The organism is Pacificoceanicola algae (genome assembly GCF_049341065.1).
Classification (GTDB): domain Bacteria; phylum Pseudomonadota; class Alphaproteobacteria; order Rhodobacterales; family Rhodobacteraceae; genus Pacificoceanicola.
The window spans coordinates 1-17,152 of the sequence record NZ_JBMPIX010000032.1; the positions used below are offsets into that span (position 1 = coordinate 1).

Annotated in this window: 17 protein-coding genes, 1 tRNA gene and 2 pseudogenes; 7 read left to right on the forward strand and 13 right to left on the reverse strand. The window is 60.1% G+C overall.

All coding sequences use genetic code 11. The annotated features are described in order from the left end of the window. On the forward strand, positions 1-429 hold a 429-nt coding region (locus tag ACOYQJ_RS23905; protein ID WP_422908419.1), incomplete at its 5' end, for a site-specific integrase. Between the two features lie 157 nt (positions 430-586). Here the strand turns inward: ACOYQJ_RS23905 and ACOYQJ_RS23910 are convergent. From ACOYQJ_RS23910 to ACOYQJ_RS23920, 3 genes and pseudogenes are all read right to left on the reverse strand, one after another. Beyond that, positions 587-2,140, reverse strand: coding sequence for an ankyrin repeat domain-containing protein (locus tag ACOYQJ_RS23910; protein ID WP_422908463.1), 1,554 nt, complete (start codon positions 2,138-2,140; stop codon positions 587-589). Positions 2,141-2,212: 72 nt separating this feature from the next. Further along, positions 2,213-2,353: pseudogene (locus ACOYQJ_RS23915) on the reverse strand (ankyrin repeat domain-containing protein); the annotation flags it as partial. A gap of 182 nt (positions 2,354-2,535) precedes the next feature. Beyond that, on the reverse strand, positions 2,536-2,853 hold the full coding sequence (locus ACOYQJ_RS23920; protein ID WP_422908420.1) for a hypothetical protein: 318 nt from the start codon (positions 2,851-2,853) through the stop codon (positions 2,536-2,538). 228 nt (positions 2,854-3,081) lie between these two features. Between ACOYQJ_RS23920 and ACOYQJ_RS23925 the strand changes: the two genes are divergently transcribed. Beyond that, positions 3,082-3,294 carry a hypothetical protein gene (locus ACOYQJ_RS23925; protein WP_422908421.1) on the forward strand — a complete coding sequence of 71 codons (213 nt, stop codon included), beginning with the start codon at positions 3,082-3,084 and terminating at the stop codon, positions 3,292-3,294. Between the two features lie 131 nt (positions 3,295-3,425). Here ACOYQJ_RS23925 and ACOYQJ_RS23930 read toward each other — a convergent pair. Continuing rightward, positions 3,426-3,501: transfer RNA gene (locus ACOYQJ_RS23930), tRNA-Thr, on the reverse strand. Between the two features lie 471 nt (positions 3,502-3,972). On the opposite strand from ACOYQJ_RS23930, the pseudogene ACOYQJ_RS23935 reads away from it, so the two are divergent. The 3 genes and pseudogenes from ACOYQJ_RS23935 to ACOYQJ_RS23945 all read left to right on the forward strand — a co-directional run. Then, positions 3,973-4,339, forward strand: a pseudogene (locus tag ACOYQJ_RS23935) (IS3 family transposase); the annotation flags it as partial. A 158-nt stretch (positions 4,340-4,497) separates the two neighbouring features. Further along, the gene (locus ACOYQJ_RS23940) at positions 4,498-4,800 is read left to right on the forward strand and encodes an SH3 domain-containing protein (protein ID WP_422908422.1); all 303 of its coding nucleotides are present in this window, start codon (positions 4,498-4,500) and stop codon (positions 4,798-4,800) included. Between the two features lie 186 nt (positions 4,801-4,986). Then, entirely contained in the window at positions 4,987-5,265 is a 279-nt protein-coding gene (locus tag ACOYQJ_RS23945; RefSeq protein WP_422908423.1) for a hypothetical protein, read from the forward strand. Between the two features lie 12 nt (positions 5,266-5,277). On the opposite strand, the gene ACOYQJ_RS23950 is transcribed toward ACOYQJ_RS23945, so the two are convergent. After that, on the reverse strand, positions 5,278-5,922 hold the full coding sequence (locus ACOYQJ_RS23950) for a L,D-transpeptidase (RefSeq protein ID WP_422908424.1): 645 nt from the start codon (positions 5,920-5,922) through the stop codon (positions 5,278-5,280). 199 nt (positions 5,923-6,121) lie between these two features. Next, a complete protein-coding gene (locus tag ACOYQJ_RS23955; RefSeq protein ID WP_422908425.1) occupies positions 6,122-8,374 on the reverse strand; it encodes a molybdopterin-dependent oxidoreductase in 2,253 nt (750 codons plus the stop codon). A 213-nt stretch (positions 8,375-8,587) separates the two neighbouring features. Here ACOYQJ_RS23955 and aroQ point away from each other — a divergent pair, with 213 nt between their 5' ends. Both aroQ and ACOYQJ_RS23965 read left to right on the forward strand, forming a co-directional pair. Continuing rightward, entirely contained in the window at positions 8,588-9,019 is a 432-nt protein-coding gene (gene aroQ, locus ACOYQJ_RS23960) for a type II 3-dehydroquinate dehydratase (RefSeq protein ID WP_422908426.1), read from the forward strand. 146 nt (positions 9,020-9,165) lie between these two features. Continuing rightward, positions 9,166-9,582 carry a VOC family protein gene (locus ACOYQJ_RS23965; protein ID WP_422908427.1) on the forward strand — a complete coding sequence of 139 codons (417 nt, stop codon included), beginning with the start codon at positions 9,166-9,168 and terminating at the stop codon, positions 9,580-9,582. Between the two features lie 108 nt (positions 9,583-9,690). Here the strand turns inward: ACOYQJ_RS23965 and phoB are convergent, their stop codons facing one another. From phoB to ACOYQJ_RS24000, 7 genes are all read right to left on the reverse strand, one after another. Then, positions 9,691-10,380: a phosphate regulon transcriptional regulator PhoB gene (gene phoB / locus ACOYQJ_RS23970; RefSeq protein WP_422908428.1), complete on the reverse strand. Its 690-nt coding sequence runs from the start codon at positions 10,378-10,380 to the stop codon at positions 9,691-9,693. Positions 10,381-10,384: 4 nt separating this feature from the next. Next, positions 10,385-11,125: a phosphate signaling complex protein PhoU gene (gene phoU / locus ACOYQJ_RS23975; RefSeq protein WP_422908429.1), complete on the reverse strand. Its 741-nt coding sequence runs from the start codon at positions 11,123-11,125 to the stop codon at positions 10,385-10,387. 3 nt (positions 11,126-11,128) lie between these two features. Then, a complete protein-coding gene (gene pstB / locus ACOYQJ_RS23980) occupies positions 11,129-11,926 on the reverse strand; it encodes a phosphate ABC transporter ATP-binding protein PstB (RefSeq protein WP_422908430.1) in 798 nt (265 codons plus the stop codon). 14 nt (positions 11,927-11,940) lie between these two features. After that, positions 11,941-13,290 carry a phosphate ABC transporter permease PstA gene (gene pstA, locus ACOYQJ_RS23985; RefSeq protein WP_422908431.1) on the reverse strand — a complete coding sequence of 450 codons (1,350 nt, stop codon included), beginning with the start codon at positions 13,288-13,290 and terminating at the stop codon, positions 11,941-11,943. Then, positions 13,287-14,768, reverse strand: a complete 1,482-nt coding sequence (gene pstC / locus ACOYQJ_RS23990) for a phosphate ABC transporter permease subunit PstC (RefSeq protein ID WP_422908432.1) — start codon at positions 14,766-14,768, stop codon at positions 13,287-13,289. The genes pstA and pstC overlap by 4 nt, the downstream gene beginning before the upstream one ends. Before the next feature lie 86 nt (positions 14,769-14,854). After that, positions 14,855-15,895: a substrate-binding domain-containing protein gene (locus tag ACOYQJ_RS23995; RefSeq protein ID WP_422908433.1), complete on the reverse strand. Its 1,041-nt coding sequence runs from the start codon at positions 15,893-15,895 to the stop codon at positions 14,855-14,857. Between the two features lie 218 nt (positions 15,896-16,113). Next, positions 16,114-17,151, reverse strand: a complete 1,038-nt coding sequence (locus ACOYQJ_RS24000; protein WP_422908434.1) for an ATP-binding protein — start codon at positions 17,149-17,151, stop codon at positions 16,114-16,116. Position 17,152 lies beyond the last annotated feature (1 nt).

Below are 17,152 nucleotides of genomic sequence, written 5' to 3' on the forward strand. Positions count from 1 at the left end.
GCTACCGACCGTCCTCCGCTTCATCCCGCCGCGACACCGAGCAAGTGCGAAATCAATGGGGCGTGGCCGTCGCTTACCAAGGGGTCTGCACGAGAAAAAGCCGAAGATCCGGCCCTTCTCGTTGAGAAGTTCGGAGAACGCTTCGACGATCGTTGGCGCAAGTCCATGGGAATTTCGCTGGATGGCAACCCGCGAAAGCTGTGCATCCACAGCCTGCGCCATTTCGCCAACAACACTCTGATCCACATAAAGGAAATCCATGAGGTCACCAGATATGACCTCTTCGGACATGTGGAAGGCGCCGAAGCTCAGAACACCAACACGTCCACATACCGGGATGAGACGCCCATGGCGATCAAACTGTCGGCGATTGAGACATTGCCCCGGCTGGAAGTGAGTTTGTCGGCATGGGGGTCGCCGGGGTTGTAGGATACTCAGCCTAGCTAGCCTGTTCAGGTCAGAGCCATGGTTCCAAGGGAAACCACGCCACCGCATCTCATGGTGTTGGTCACCTGTGTTGCACAGTGCGCCTGACGTCAAGAATGCGATCTTCGACGCACTGTGGACAGGCAATCCATGGAGAGTTTCATGCCTCCTGCATCTGGCGGAGTTCCGGCACCATCTCGGACAGCTCAGGGTACTGCGCGGCCTGCACAGCTTCCCATGTGGCCGCACGCTTTGCTAGTTCCGAGAACTGCGTCCCGGAGCCGACGCGGGTGAAGACCGAGTTCACGACGCAGGCCCACTCCCACAGGAGCCTCGACAGAGGGCCGGATGTATCCTGGCGCTGCCACACCTGCATCAAGTCCAGCCTGTCTCCGAGGCGCTGCCCCACCTCAAGGAGCGTCTGGTAACCGACGAGATAGGACAGCGCCGCCGACAGCACTTCGCCATCCGGCGTCTGCCGCCGATGCTGGATCTCCAGGTCGGTCAAAAGGCTGGGGGCAGCAGCGCCAGTATCGACCCGCTCGCCCAGCATGACGACGACAGAAACCAGCATCGCGTCGCTGACGAGCGTCCGGCAGATTTCCTGCTGGCAGGCAGCCAGTTCCCGGAACAGACGCGCTTCTGCCCGAGCGGACAGCGGTTTGAACTCCATGCCCGGGCGCATGTTCGAACCATTGCAGATGCACGACAGAAGATCGTCAATATCCTCGGGATCAGGCACCTCGCCAGCGACAAAGGCCCCGTCAGCGTCATCCTCGATCACCAGCAATCCAAGATTGGTCAGCTCATGAACCAGATTGGCCCTGACGATTTCCGGATCGAAACTGCCACGGATCTCCCCGATCAGCGCGTTGACATCCTCTTCCGTGCAGGCTTCCGCAATAACGGCATTCTCGACCCATTCCAGCAACGCGGTCTCGGAAATGGCGTGGTATCGCGTCGACGGTGCCGTCGCTTCAACAGTTGACCTGCGTCCCCTGTGAACGTCGAGGAACGATCTGAAGGTAGCGCCGTCCGCATTCTCGGCTGTCTGCGCCAACGGTCCGACGATATCGTCGGCATCGATCCGAAATCCGGTGTCGCCGACATCATCGAAGTCGAATTCAGCGTCATCGTCGTCACCCAGACGTGTGACCCGCCCTTCTACTGCGTCGAAGGAGGCCGTGTAGTCATCCCGCTCGATATCGTGGTGGAACTCCTCTGCTTCTTCCTCGCCTTCGAAGTCGAGATCGAAGTCATCGAAATCGAAGGATGCTTCGATTTCCTCCGCGATCGGCTGTGGTGCAGCGGGCTTGGCCCTTGCGGGTTCAGGTTTCCTTTCCTGAGGTATCGCAGCTTCCGGGGTGGCATCCGGCAGCAAGCTGCGCAACAGACCTGCCACCATGGCATGCCCGTTCTCCGCGGCTCGATCATGCGGCTTCCTGCGCTCGAAATTCTTGGCCGCAGGATCTGCACCGGCCTTGATCAACTGGTCGCAGAACTTAAGCTGCCCCTGCACTGCGCAGATATGCAGCGCTGTATCCCCTTTGCCGTCAATGGCATGGACACGTCCTGCGGAAATCATTTGGGTCACGGCATCAGGCTTGCCCTGAACGAGACCGATTAACTCCTTGATGGAAAGGCGCTCAACCTCGGCATGCACAGAAGTCGTCGACAGGCTCTCAACCTCTCGATCCTCCAGCTCGTCAGCCAATGCGTGATGCCCGGCCCGACGCGCCCTTTCGGACGCCCGCAGACCCTCGGAATCCAGTAGGGTTGCGCTGTGTCCACGATCCAGCAGAAGTCGCACAACACGAGGCCGACCTTCGCTGGCAGCGTCATGGAGCGGAAAGGAAGCATTCTTCAGTGCGGCCGAGACATTGCCCTCGCCGCCAGCCCGAATAATGCCTTCACTCGCCAAACCCATGAAATACCCTGCCAATCCAAACTATTGTTAACCAATTGATAGACGATGTGAAGCCGGAAAAAGGCGAATTGAAAACCACATCAAGGAGATTTCGTGCCATATTTTTCGCTTGACTCATCCACCATTTCGTCTGCCACACGCCGCCATTCCTGAAATCACTGTATTCCCTTCAATAGCCCCGTTCAGACGGACCCGATTTCCCGGCAACGAATCTCATGATGCACGCTGCCAATGACAAAAGCTGTCACCTCGTCCAGCACGGGCTCCGACAGTCCCGGCGTCATCGCGCACTCCCACACGATCAGCACACGCCAACCGGCTGTCAGAAGGGCCTCGACATTCGCTTCGTCACGACGGACGTTCGCATCAAACTTGTCCTGCCAGAAATCGGGCCGCGTCGCAGGCGTCGTAGCCTTGGGACAGTCCCTGTGCCTGTGCCAGAAGCATCCACGCACCTCGATCACCACACGCCACTTCGGTAGGACTAAGGCGTCTGTCATGGAGGCAAAACCGGAAGCAACGCGCGTGCAGAGCGCGCCTGAGCATCATCTCCGGCTTCGTGTTCGCCCCCCTGATCGGCGGGCAGATCTTTGGTGAGCAACTGGCACCGTCGGACTTCTTGGTGACCGAGCTGGCCATCCAATCACGACCCGGTAGCCACGCGCGCTTCTTTGTGGATCTCTACCAGGCGGCACGAGACGCCATGCGTTTCTTCGAGAAAACCAGGCATGACTATACCCATCGAGTTGCTCTTTGCAGATGCACCTGGCTTGGAAGAGTACTTCGTCCCAGATGCAGATAGGCCGGGTAACTGCATAAAATTTCAAGGGAACAAGGTGGCCTTCGCTAAAGACGTCGTGGCAGGGTTAGGTGCCGAGTGTTTCGAGCATTTCCGCCCGATCTTCGATTTTGTTGACGGGGTCATCGATCAGGCCAAGTGACATCGCAGCAGACCTTAGCGAGGCCTATACAGCGTTGCGAGGTTTCTGTCTTGTCAGGGAGGTGCCAAGTCTAGGCCTGTATGCAACTCGGGAACTCTTGGAGGTACAAGTGGTTGTTTTCTTTATAGAATTGGTGCCGCTGAAGGGACTCGAACCCCCGACCCCATCATTACGAATGACGTGCTCTACCAGCTGAGCTACAGCGGCTTTCCGGACCCTACTTTGGCCCTACCAGTTCTTCTCATTTGCCCCGCATTCTTTGGCTTTGCAAGTCATTCGAGCGGCGACCCGCCAATTACGAAAAACCTGCTCTACCATCTGAACTATTGAGGCAATGCGACGCTCGTTTAGACGCATCCAGCCGACTGTTCAAGACTGAATCAGAGCGGAGTTTTTCGTCGCGATCTTTCTCAGTGCCGCTCGTCTCAATCGGTCTCTCCCTTTGCATGCAAACAGTGGACCTGTCGCGGAAATGTTCCGCTCATTTGACTTGGTATTTTGCCACAAAGGAGAAAGAAAATGGCATCGAAACCAATCCCGGGAGTCCGCGGCGAAGCTTTGCGCTTGGCTTTGACAGGCAAGCTGCCGCCCAAGCAGGTTACCGGAGATTTTGGGATCATCGTCTGGCCCCCCTATCGCGTGACATTGCTGCGGAATGCGCTGGCCGGGCCGTGGTACAGCAACCGGATGAACCGTGATCTCGTAGTCCGGGCCCTGAACATGGCCATCGCCCTGCACAGAACGCACTTGGGGGTGCATCCAGCGCACTGATCGTGGCAGCCAAAATGGCTGCGACGACGACAAGGTTCTGCGCCAGCGCGGCTTCAAGATGTCGATGAGCGGAACCGGCGATTGCTGCTTCAACGCGACCGTCGAGATCTTCTTCAAGACAATCATGGCCAAGCTGCATTGGCACGGTCACGCGGACACGCCGCGTTGCTGAGGTCGTCGTCTTCGAATATTTAAATAGCGTCTAAAATCAACTCCGTAGACACTCAGCCCTCGGATGAAAAACCCATCGGTTTTCGAAAGAAGGGTCGCTTAAGTGAGCAATCAGAGCGACATAAAACCGCGACAGGTCCACGAAATGCTACCTTGCTAAGCGGGGTCGCACCTCTGATGTGCGGCTTGCCGCTATCTCCCGTTCCTTTCGGCCGTCCAAATGACTAAACTAAGATCCGAGGCAGAAAACAGGAGAGAACCATGCGCGCAACATTCTTGACTGCGCTGATGACCGGTATTTTGGCAACCGTTCTGATGAGCGGACCCGCAGCTGCGGGCTGGCGCGACCGATATGAGGTTTACGGGGTCGAGGACGACGACATGTTGAAAATGCGCGCCGGTCCCGGGACCGGCTACATCGTGATCGTGGGCCTTCCGAACGGCACTGTTGTGCGCATCGACAGTTGCGAGCAAACCGGAAGCACCCGTTGGTGCAAAGTGTCTTTGGATCGGGCGCCCGGGCTGAAGGGATATGTATCGCAGGCCTATTTGCGCGAGATGTGATCAGGCAATGATCCAGCGCGGGGACAAAGGGCGCAGACGGTCGTTCGGCCTTTGCTCCTGCCACGCCTTGTTTCATGCCCGCGACAGCTTTGCCCCTTCTGTCCCTCAGCCGAAACGACGGGCTTGCGGCGCTGGTCATAGAATGCAACTTTGCATCGCAGAACGACTTACCGGAGTGGGTGCAACATGATCAGTTTCAAGGCTTTTCTTGCAGGTTCGGCAATCTTCCTGGGGCTTGCAGCCTGTGAGCCGGTGCCAGCCACGGGCGATGCGAGCTCGGCAGGTCTTGTGACCGTGCCAGAGTCGGTGTCCTCGATCGCAGCGTCGTATCAGGATCTTTCTACAGCCCGCATTCGGGCCGAGGATGGTTGTTACTGGTACACCCATCGCGGGCCGGTCGAGACCACCCAATTGCCGTTGCGCACGGCGGCTGGCAATCCGATCTGCACAAGACCGCAAAGCTGATCAAAAAGCGCGTTACAGCGCGCTTCCGTCAGTCGGATAAAGGTAGGCGGTGACGCCCGTGTCCACCTGATCATACAGCGTGTTGATATGTGCCATCACCATGCGCACACAGCCCGAGCTTGCCCGTGTCCCGATAGAGCGCGGCGCAGGTGTGCCGTGGATACGCAGATATGTGTCGCGATTTCCGACATAGAGATACAGCGCCCGTGATCCCAAGGCATTCCCCGGACCCGGAGGCATGCCCTCTTCCCAGCGGGCGTATTTATCGGGCTCGCGCTTGATCATGGTCGGCGTCGGGGTCCAACCGGGCCACTTCGACTTGCGCTTGATCGTATAGACGCCGGGTTCATACAGCCCGTCGCGCCCGATGGCCACGCCGTAACGCATCGCGCTGCCGTCGTCCTGAATGTGATACAAGTAGCGTGCAACAGCATCCACATGGACATCGCCCGGCTTCAGCCCCGGGTTCGCCTTCACCCGCACCGGCAGCAATCGAGGATGCAGTCCCCAAGGATTGCTGGTGCCCAGATCGAAGTTCGCAGGCGTCACCTCGGCATCCCAAGCGTCCCAATCGCTGGGGGCGGCAAAAGCGGGCCGGACAAATGCGGGCGCCGCCAGCGACGACAGAGCAGCAATCATGTAGCGTCTGGTAAACATGTGAGACCCTTCCAAACTTTCAGACAAGTATTCAAGGCGGCCACAGGAGGCAGGCCAAGCGTCGTTTCCCGAACATGAAAACGCTTAATCAGACCTGCGTTCAAACGTAATCAACCCTGCCCACAAAAATTTTTTCAAGGTGAGGTCTTGAGGCTGCGCATGGCACCAAGGGCGGTCAATTGTGGGGCCAGATGCGGCGTCACCTCTCAAGTTTGGCCACCTCGACCAGCGCTGTATGTGCGCTGCACCCCTGCCCCAACCGCGATGTGCCCACGTCCAGGGTCAGGACATTTGGATTCCCATGCGGATCAATATTGTCGTCGGGATCGCCAAACCATGCGCCTGTCGGCAGGGCCACGACGCCTTGATGGATCTCGTCCGAAACGGCAGCCCGCGCCCGGCAGGCCCCGCGCGCGTTGAATACCCGCACCAGGTCACCAGACGTGATGCCACGTTCGGATGCGTCCTGCGCATGAATGACAATCGTTTCGGGCCGTGAACCATCGACATCCGCAAGCGCGCTTTCCAGCTGGCTGTGCAGCTTGTCGCCCGGTTGCGGCGAGACAAGGTGCAATGGACAGGCCGTCGTCGCTGTACCCAACCATTCAGCTGGTGGCAGCCAGACTGGGTGGCCGGGACAATCGTCGTAGGCGAAACCGTCAATGGTTTGCGAGAATATCTCGATCTTGCCCGATGGCGTGCCAAGTGGCGCGCTTTCGGGATCTTCCCTGAACGGTGCGAAAAGTGTCCGGTTCGGTCCATCCACGCGGATTGGCAGGCGGACCCAGTTCTGCTCTTTCAGGCTTTCCAGTTCCGGCACCGGCACGTTCTGCGCCGCCGCGCGATCACGGAAATCGGCGTAAAGCTGCGCGATCCACTCCGTAGAGCTTTTGCCTTCGGTGAACTCTGTCTCGATACCAATGCGCCGGGCCAGACCGGAAAAGATGTCATAGTCGTCCCGGGCCTCGCCAACCGGCGGGATCAATTGCGGCATGTGGAACAGATAGTCGTCAAGGTTCGTGCGACCGATGTCCTCACGCTCATACGGCGTGGTCGCCGGAAACACGATGTCGGCGCGTTTGGCGGTTGCTGTCCACCACGGCTCGTTCACGATGATCGTGTCCGGCTTTTGCCACGCCTCGTGCAACCCGTTGAGATCCTGATGATGATGGAACGGATTGCCCCCCGCCCAATAGATCAGCTTGATGTCCGGATAAGGGCCACGTTTGCCGTTGAAATCGTAAGGCTTCCCGGGATTGCGCAGCATATCCCCGATACGGGCCACCGGGATCACGGTTTGAACCGGGTTGTCAAACTGCGAAAAGGTCATACCCCTCAGCCCGGCCAGCGATTTCCCGATCCCGCCAATGGCGCCATAGCCATATCCGACACCGCCGCCCGGCAGTCCGATCTGACCCAGCATCGCCGCGAGTACGGCAGACATCCAATAGGGTTGTTCGCCGTGTTCGCCGCGTTGAAGCGACCACGCCAGAGTGATGAGCGTGCGAGTCCCCGCCATGCGCCGCGCCAGTTCTCGGATGGCCTCCGGCGCGACCCCGCAAAGCTGGCTTGCCCACTCGGGCGTCTTGGGCTGGCCGTCGGTTTCGCCCAGCAGGTAGGGTCTGAACCGCTCATACCCGACGGTGCAGCGCGACAGGAACGCCCTGTCGGTCAGACCCTCGCTTTCAAGCACATGGGCCAGTGCCAGCATCAGCGCGGTGTCCGAGGCGGGCTTCAAGGGAAGCCATTCGCAGTTCGCCGGCGCATCCGTCCGTTGCGGCCCGACATTGATGCAGCGCATCCCCTTTTGGGCAAACCTGTCGAACCAGCCGCCGGTTTCATGTTCGGTGATCCCGCCCATGCTGACCTGAGAATTCTTCGGGTTGATCCCGCCGAACATCACCAGTGTTTCGGTATGATCAAAGATGGTCTGCCAGCTGTCCTGATGTTCATAGAGAAGCGTCAGGAAATTCGTGCCGAAGACATGCGGCATGATCGATTGTGCGCAGCCGGTCGAATAACTCCCGAAGGAAGCGACATAGCCGCCAGCACAGTTGAGAAAGCGATGAACCTGGCTTTGCGCATGGTGAAAACGCCCGGCCGAGCCCCAGCCGTATGATCCGCCGAAAATCGCCTCGTTGCCGTGGGATTTCCGAACCCTGTCGATTTCGGCCCCGGCAATGTCCAGGGCTTCGTCCCAAGGCAGTTCGACAAACCCCTCCGATCCCCGCCCCAGACGGTCGCGGGTTTCCAACCAGCCGCGCCGAATGGACGGACGTGCAACCCGGGACCGGTGGTGGACCGCAGCAGGCAGGATTGCCGGGATCGCCGAAGGATGCGGGTCCTGCGAAAAGGGCCGGGTTGCAACGATCCGGTCGCCCTCGACATCAACCTCGAACGCCCCCCAATGGCTGGAGGTCACATGTGTCCTCTTTTCAGTTCCAGTCGCCATTGGCCCCTCCGGTTTCGTGGTTCAGACAGCTTGGCGCAGCATAGGTGAAGCTGCGGGAAAAGTGCAGTTTTTTCACCCGGCGCTCCCGCCCTTTGGACGGACAACAAACCCTGGCAGCCCGATGATCTGCGCCAGCCCCGGATGCGCCTTGCTCTTTTCTTTGCCAAGCACCTCGGGTAGGTCCAAGGAAAGCCAATCCAAGCGAGAAATGCGATGAAAACCATCTATGTCCTGAACGGTCCCAACCTGAACCTGCTGGGCAAGCGTCAGCCCGACATCTATGGACATGACACGCTGGACGATGTCGCCGCGCTTTGCCGCAGTGTTGCCGACGACGGCTTTGACATCCGGCAGCTACAATCGAACCACGAAGGCCAGATCATCGACTGGATTCACGAGGCCCGCGAGGACGGCTGCGGAATCGTGATCAACGCCGGAGCTTTCACCCATACGTCGGTGGCCATTCTGGATGCGCTCAACACCTTCGAAGGCCCGGTGATCGAGGTCCACATCAGCCAAGTGCACAAACGCGAAAGTTTTCGCCACCACTCATTTATCTCGATGCGCGCGGACGGCGTAATCGCGGGGCTCGGTCTGGAAAGCTATGCCGCAGGGGTCCGGCGTATTTGCCAATTGGTCAAATAACCCCCTGCCCGCTGCGGCGATTGGTTTGAATGGCCGGGCATGAGCCGATGCATTTGTGCGGCATCTTGAGCCGCATGAGACGTTTGTCTAGAAACGTCAGGCAGACCCGCCCGCAATGCCCGAACCTTCGGCAAAGGACCATTCGCATGATCAGCTATGTCACGGTCGGAGCCGACGATATCCCGCGTGCAAAGCGCTTTTACTCGGCGTTCATGTTGGCCCTTGGCTACGGGTTAAAGGAAGGCCCGGAGGGCTTGAGCTATATGCTGCCCGGTCATCAGGGCCAGCCTGCCGTTTCACCTGACTACTACGTCAAGCCGACCTTCGACGGACGACCAGCATCGGCAGGAAACGGTGCAATGGTCGCGTTCCAGGCGCAAGACCAGCAACAAGTCCGCGACCTTCACGCCGCCGCACTCGCCGCTGGCGGCCGAGACGAGGGCCAACCGGGCTTCCGCGACGCCTATGGGCCCAATTTTTACGTTGGCTACCTGCGCGATCCCCAAGGCAACAAGATCGCGCTTTTTTCAAGCAATCCGAACGACCCGGGAAGGGATCAGTAGCTGGCCACCGGTCCGGTGGTCTGAGGCATGGCACAATTCGCGCTGGCCTGATGAAAGATCACGCTGTACCGCAGTCTGAAAGGCCCGCATAGCCACCAGGCTGCACCTTCAGCCAAGGGCGTAGCCAGCCCCGCGCACGGTGCGCAACGGGTCTTCGCCGCCGTGTTTGCACAATGCCTTGCGCAGACGGCCGACATGGACGTCAACGGTACGCGTATCCACATAGATGTCGCGCCCCCAGACCCGATCCAAAAGCTGTTCGCGTGAAAACACCCGTCCGGGCTTTTCCATGAAGGTCGACAGCAGGCGGAACTCGGTCGGGCCAAGCTTCAGTGCTTCGGTCCCGCGCGTCACTCGGTGGGTCTCGGAATCGAGGCGGATGTCGTCGTATTCCAGCACCAGCCCGGCGGTGGCAGGCCGCGCGCGGCGCAATTGCGCGCGCACCCGCGCCATCAGTTCGACCACCGAATAGGGTTTGACCACATAGTCATCGGCGCCGGTTTCAAGCCCCCTCACCCGGTCCACTTCTTCTGAACGGGCCGAAAGCATGATGATCGGAACCGAGCGCGTTTCCGGCCGGGTCTTCAACTGACGGCAGACCTCAATCCCCGAAACCTTGGGCAGCATCCAGTCCAGCACGACAACATCGGGGCATTCCTCGTCCATCAACATCAGCCCCTCTTCGCCGTTCTCGGCGCAGGCGACGCGAAAGCCCTCGGCTTCGAGATTGTACCTCAGAACCTCACGCTGGGCGGGCTCGTCCTCGACCAGCAGAACCGTCGGTTGATCGGCTGACATGGGATCAATCCTCGCTCTCGTCGATCTTCAGGCTCATATCGGCATCGCTTGAGGTGATGTCCTTTTTCACCCGTGCCTCTTCGGGTTTCTTGCCCGAAGTCAGGAAAACCACCTGTTCGGCGATCGAGGTCACGTGATCCCCCATGCGCTCGACGTTCTTGGCGATGAAATGCAGGTGCATGCAGGCAGTGATGTTGCGCGGGTCTTCCAGCATGAAGGTCAGGAATTCGCGGAACATGGTGTTGTACATCTGGTCGATTTCGCGGTCGCGGTCGATCACGTCCAGCGCCAGCGCCTCGTCGCGCTGGATATAGGCGTCCAGCGCATCCTTGAGCATCAACTCGACCTCGCGGGCCATGCGCCGCAGCGACGTGGCCGAGCCGTTGATCGAGGGCATCTGAACCAGAACGCCGGTCCGCTTGGCCATGTTCTTGGCCAGATCGCCGATGCGTTCAAGATTGGCCGACATCCGCATGACCGACAGGATCACCCGCAGGTCAATGGCGGTGGGCGCGCGCAGGGCAATCACCCGGGCCGCTTCGTCGTTCAGCGACTCTTCCAGCGCGTCGATCACCTTGTCGCCCTTGCGGACCTGTTCGGCCAGCTCTTCATCGCGGCTTTCGAGGGAAATGGCGCTGTCGCGGATCGCAACCTCGACCAGCCCACCCATCTTGAGGATTTTTGCCTGAATCCCCTCAAGGTCGCGGTCAAAGGCCGAGGAGATATGCTGATGTGTATCCTGCATGGCTTATCCAATCCGTCCGGTGATGTAGGACTCGGTGCGCGGGTCCTCGGGGTTGGTGAAGATCTTGGCGGTGTCGCCGAATTCCACCAGATGCCCAAGGTGGAAAAAGGCAGTGCGCTGGCTGACCCGGGCCGCCTGCTGCATCGAGTGTGTGACGATCACAACCGAATACTGCTGGCGCAATTCGTCGATCAGTTCTTCGACCTGCGCGGTGGCAATCGGGTCAAGCGCGCTGCACGGCTCGTCCATCAGCAGCACTTCGGGTTCGGTGGCAATGGCGCGGGCAATGCACAGGCGTTGCTGTTGACCACCCGACAGGCCGGTACCGGGGGCGTTCAACCGGTCCTTGACCTCGTTCCAGATGGCGCCGCGGCGCAGGGCCTTTTCGACGATCTCGTCAAGGTCGGCCTTGTTGCGGGCAAGACCGTGAATGCGCGGGCCATAGGCGATGTTGTCATAGATCGACTTGGGAAACGGGTTGGGTTTCTGGAACACCATCCCGACCTTGGCGCGCAGCTGCACCGGATCAACGCGCTTGTCATAGATGTCTTCGCCATCAATGCGGATATCGCCTTCGACGCGGCAGATGTCGATGGTGTCGTTCATCCGGTTCAGGCAGCGCAGGAAGGTCGACTTGCCACAGCCCGAGGGGCCGATGAAAGCCGTCACCGTCTTGTCTTCGATATCGACATTCACGTCCTTGATGGCATGGGTGTCGCCATAATAGACCTGAACGCCACGTGCGCCGATCTTGATGGTGTCTGTGGCCACGAGTCTCTCCGTTCCGGGTGCGTCAAACATGTTGTGTACCTTACTTACCAGCGGCGCTCAAAGCGGCGGCGCAGGATGATGGCGATGATGTTCATGGTCAGCAAGAACACCAGAAGAATGATGATCCCGCCCCAGGCCCGTTCGTAATAGGCCGGGTCAGAGCGTTTCGCCCATTCATAGATCTGCGCCGGCATGGCCGAGTTGGGATCAAGAAAACCGCTGGCGATGCCGTCGGGATAGTTGGTGGCGATATAGCCGACCATGCCGATCAGCAGCAGCGGCGCGGTCTCACCCAGCGCCTGCGCAAGGCCGATGATGGTACCGGTCAGAATGCCGGGCATGGCCAGGGGCAAAACGTGATGGAACACCGCCTGCATCTTGCTGGCTCCGACCCCCAGCGCCGCATCGCGGATACTGGGCGGCACCGATTTCAGCGAAGCCCGTGTCGAGATGATGATCGTCGGCAAGGTCATCAGCGTCAGCACCAGACCGCCGACCAGCGGCGCCGATTGCGGCAGGTGGGCGAACTGGATGAACACCGCCAGACCAAGGATACCAAAGACGATGGAGGGCACCGCCGCGAGATTCGAGATGTTCACCTCGATCAGATCGGTAAAGCGGTTTTGCGGGGCGAATTCCTCAAGGTAGATCGAGGCGGCGACCCCGATCGGCAAGGACAGCACCAGCACCACCAGCATCATGAACAAGGATCCCAGCATCGACACGCCAAGGCCCGCCTGTTCGGGCCGGCTTTCCGAGGCATCGGCCCCAAAGACAAAATCCATGTTGAAGGACCGCTTCAGCGCCCCGGCGTCGCGCAGCGCGTCGACAAGATCCAGATGCTCGGGTGCGATCTTCTTGTCGCGGGCAATGCTGTCGCGGCTGACGCGGCCTTTGATATAGCCATCCACCCGCGACGAGGCGAGAATGCGGAATTCAACCGTCTGACCGATCAGGGACGGGTCGTCGATGACCACGTCGCGCACCTGCGCCGCCGCCGAGGCCGAGACCAGCGCCTTCATATCCTTGTCTTTGGTCAGCGGCGTTTCAATTCCCAGATCCTGCACCTGCGCGAACAGGGCCTTCTCGATCAGCGGGCTGTAGCCAAAGGTCGAGACCTTCTTGATGTCCTCAATGTTGCCTTCCCCGTTCTTGTCCAACTTGGCCGGATCCAGATAGACCGGCGTGGTGATAAAAGTCTGTTGAAAAGCGCCAACCCCGTTGGACAGGATCGCGGTCAGCAACACCACAAGGAAAAAGATTCCGGTCGCGATGGCGGCAATGCCATAGGCGCGAAAGCGACGCTCGGCGCGGTTGCGCTTGACGGTGCGGGCGTCGGCATCGGTCAATGATGCGCGCCGCCGGTCGGGGGCATTCATGCTGGCATCGGTCATTCGTACTGCTCCCGGTATTTGCGCACGATATAAAGGGCAAAGATGTTGAGCCCCAAAGTCAGGACAAACAACGACATGCCAAGGGCAAAGGCCACCAGCGCCTCGGGGCTGGCAAAGTCGGCATCCCCGGTCAGCTGGGAAACGATCTTGGCGGTCACGGTGGTCATGGCGTCGAAGGGGTTCATCGACAGCCGTGCAGCGGCCCCGGCCCCAAGCACGACGATCATCGTCTCGCCGATGGCGCGGCTGGCGGCCAGTAGGATGGCGCCGACGATCCCCGGTAGGGCTGCGGGCAGGACCACCTGCTTGATGGTTTCGGATTGCGTCGCGCCCAATCCATAGGATCCATCGCGCATCGCCTGCGGCACCGCATTGATAATGTCATCGGACAGCGAGGACACGAATGGGATCAGCATGATACCCATCACCAGACCTGCGGTCATCACCGCCGTTCCGGCCTGCATCCAGCCCAGCCCCCCATCGCCGAAGACGCTCAGCAACATCGGCCCAACCGTCAGCAGGGCAAAAAGGCCGTAGACGATGGTCGGGATGCCCGCCAGTACTTCGAGCAATGGCTTGGCGATCGCGCGGGTCTTGGGCCCAGCGTATTCCGACAGGTAGACCGCAGCGAACAGGCCAATCGGCACCGCCACGGCCAGCGCGATCACCGAAATATAGAGTGTGCCCCACAGCAGCGGCAGGATGCCCAACTTGGACAGCGGGTTGCCATCCGAGTCGACACCGCCGCCAAACGAGGGCAGCCAGGTGCCCGAGCCAAAGAACTGGCTGGCCGGATACAGTTCGAAAAAGCGGATCGTGTTGCCGATCAACGACAGGACGATCCCAACGGTTGTCAGAATGGCGATGGAGGCGGCGAACAGAAGGATGCCCCGCACTCCTTGCTCGACCACGTTGCGCGCCCGGTAGTCTCCCTTGGACTGGAGCAGGCCAAATCCAAGGCCAAGGACCGCCACGGCCACCGTGGCAATTGCCATCCAAAGGCGCCCGGTCTCGGTCATGTCCCGGTAGACGCCCGCTGCGGTCAGCACCTCGTTGCTGACTTCGGCGCCCAGGGCAACGCCCGCATCGCCCAGAACCTTCTTGACGTCCTCGGCGGCAATCTCGCCCGACTGGCGGGTCGTCAATAGCCCCTGCCCGACCGCCAGATCCAGACCATCGGCCACCCGTCGCACGTCGGACATCACCAGACCGCGCGTGCTGCCTTCGGAAATGGCACTGTCGGGGACAAGCGCGGACACCTGCGAATTCACCAAAAGCGGCTGGACCAAAAGCCAAACCACCAGCAGACCAAAGGCAGGCGTCGCCACCTTGAGAAAAACGTTCCAGCCGTAATAGTTGGGCAGCGAGTGCAACTTGCGGCGGTCATTCCCAACCGAGGCCATCGCCTTGAAGCGTCCAAGGGCGAAGCCAAGGACGCTGAGCGCGATCAGTAGTGCAGCAAGCCATAGTAGCGGCATGTATCCCCCGGGGCGTTTTGAAAAGGTCCTAAAAGGAAAAGGGGCGGCGGAATATGCCGCCCCTGTCGTGTCAGGCCGGGGCCTGATTACATGTCGGCGCCCATGGTTTTCTCGTCGGCAACCAAAGTCTGCGTGTCGGCCAATTCGGGATCGGACACCAGACCGTACTCGGACAGCGGGCCATCGGGGCCGGCGATCTCGTCGGCGACAAAGAACTCAGCGTATTCTTTCAGGCCGGGGATCACGCCGATGTGGGCCTTCTTGACGTAGAAGTACAGCGGACGCGACACCGGGTATTCGCCGGTTGCGATGCTTTCGGTCGAAGGGGCAACGCCGCCCATGGTCGCGACCTTCAGCTTGTCGGTGTTGTTCTCGTAGAAGGCCAGACCGAAGACGCCGATGGCATTGGCGTTGCTGTCGATGCGGGCCAGCGTTTCGGTGTAGTCGCCGTCGATGTCGACCGATTTGCCGTCGGTGCGCACTTCGAAGCACGCGGCCTCGGCGGCTTTCTTGTCGCCACCATTTTCCGCCATGTACAGATCGAATGCGCCAGCTTCCTTGCAGCCTTCGAACATCACCTTGGTTTCAAACACTTCGCGGGTGCCGTGCTTGGTGCCCGGGATGAAGGCGGCGATTTCGACGGCCGGCAGGTCGGCGTTGAAATCGGACCACATGGTGTTGGTGTTCTCGACCAGCGCGCCGTCTTTGGCGACCTTGGCGCCCAAGGCGTTGAACAGGTCAACCGGCTGGAACGCAGTGAAGGCCGGGCCATCGATCTGGCTGGCAAAGACGATGCCGTCATAGCCGATGCGGACTTCGATGATGTCGGTCACGCCTGCGTCGGCGCAGGCCTTGATCTCGCTGTCCTTGATCTTGCGCGACGCGTTGGCAATGTCGATGGTGTTCTCGCCCACGCCTTCGCAGAACCGCTTGAGACCAGCCGAGGAGCCGCCCGATTCAACAACCGGTGTCGGGAAGTCAAAGTTTTCACCAAAGGCTTCGGCCACGATCGAGGCATAGGGCAGCACGGTCGAAGACCCGGCAACCTGAACATTGTCGCGCGCGGCGGCAGTAGTGGCGGAGACAGCAGCAATCGCCAGAGCAGAGGCGGTGAGTTTCACGTTCATATCGAACTCCTGATTTCTCGATGGCGAATGTCCCTGTGACATCCGCCTTGAGACCGGGTGCTAAGGGTCTTGGGCAATGCTTTTGTGACAGTTGTGTAACTGTTTTATGACAAGAGGCTTTTGCCGCTGGAAATATTCTGAATGCAGGAAAAACAATAGCATGCCCCATGAAGGTTGCGCCTGAGAAACCCCCGGCAACACCCTGACTCAAAACGATTTTACTTGACCGGCAAGGTCACGCGAAACAGGCTGCCTTTGCCCAAGGCGCTTTCGATATTCAGCCGCCCGCGATGACGCGACACGATATGTTTGACAATCGCCAGCCCCAGCCCCGTCCCGCCTTTTTCGCGGGACCGATGGCTGTCGACACGGTAGAAACGCTCGGTCAGGCGCGGAACGTGCAAAGGGTCGATGCCCGGTCCGGTATCCTCGACCTCGATGCGAATCCCTTCGCAGCGCAGGCGCGGCCGGTATTCGGGCGCGGACAGCCGAACGGTGACCTGCGTTCCGCTCCCGGAATATTTGATCGCGTTCTCGATCAGGTTCGTCAGCACCTGACGCAACTGGTCCGCATCGCCCATGATCTCGAACCCCTGATCGGGAAGCTCGGTCCGTATCGTCACGCCCGCCTCTTGTGCCAGTTGATCCAGCCCGTGCAACGTGCTGCGGATCAGATCGGCCGGGTCCAACCGTCCCGTCGGGCGCACCCGCTCTTCCTGTTCGACCCGGCTGAGGGACAGCAGATCCCCGACCAGCCGGTTCATCCGCGAGGCTTCCCGCTCCATGATGTCCAGAAACCGCATCCGCGCCGGTGCGTCGTTCAGCGCAGGCCCCTTGAGCGTTTCGATAAAGCCCATGATGGCGGTCAAAGGCGTGCGCAATTCATGGCTGACATTGGCCACGAAATCGCGTCGCATCCGGTCCGACTGCTCCAGATGGGTCACGTCCTGAAAACAGGCCAGCGCGCCGATGTCGCCGTTCGCCAAAGGCACCGGACGCACGGTGACGAAATAGGTGGTGTCCTGATCGCCGTCGCTGGTCAGATAGTCGGCCTCGCGCGGGCTGCGCTGCGCAAGACATCCCTCGATGGCGTCCAGCAGCCCCGGTTGGCGCAAGGCGTTGATAAAATGCCCGCCCGTCAGCCCTGCCCCCAAAAGTGCCGTTGCAGGGGCATTCACCCCTGCAATCCGTTCGTCCGGACGGATCAGCACCGCAGGCAGCGGCAGCGCATCCAGATAGGCTTGCGGGGCAGACACG